The organism is Priestia sp. TRM10 (assembly GCF_057808375.1).
In genome coordinates this window covers 1-526 of sequence record NZ_JBJZOT010000029.1, presented here as the reverse complement: position 1 = coordinate 526, position 526 = coordinate 1, and the positions used below count along the sequence as shown (strand labels likewise).

1 pseudogene is annotated in these 526 nt (G+C 59.1%); it reads right to left on the bottom strand.

What is annotated here, in order from left to right:
* Positions 1–526, bottom strand: a pseudogene (locus ACK3CR_RS27030) (BclA C-terminal domain-containing protein); the annotation flags it as partial.

Genomic DNA, 526 nt, shown 5'->3' with positions numbered 1-526 from the left:
CCGTAACCCCAGTTGCTCCTGTTACGCCCGTTGCTCCTGTGACTCCGGTTGCTCCGGTCTCTCCTGTTGCTCCCGTAATTCCGGTTGCACCTGTGATTCCGGTTGCTCCTGTGATTCCTGTTGCTCCCGTAACCCCAGTTGCTCCTATGACTCCGGTTGCTCCGGTCTCTCCTGTTGCTCCCGTAATTCCGGTTGCCCCTGTGATTCCGGTTGCTCCGGTCTCTCCCGTTGCACCCGTGATTCCGGTTGCTCCGGTCTCTCCCGTTGCACCAGTTACGCCCGTGATTCCGGTTGCTCCTGTTTCTCCCGTTGCTCCTGTGACTCCGGTTGCTCCCGTAACCCCAGTTGCTCCTGTGACTCCGGTTGCTCCTGTGATTCCAGTTGCTCCTGTGACTCCAGTTGCTCCGGTCTCTCCCGTTGCACCAGTTACGCCCGTGATTCCGGTTGCTCCGGTTTCTCCTGTTACGCCCGTTGGGCCTGTGGCTCCTGCTGCTGCCAACAACGTGTAATCTGTTGACGTATCCGG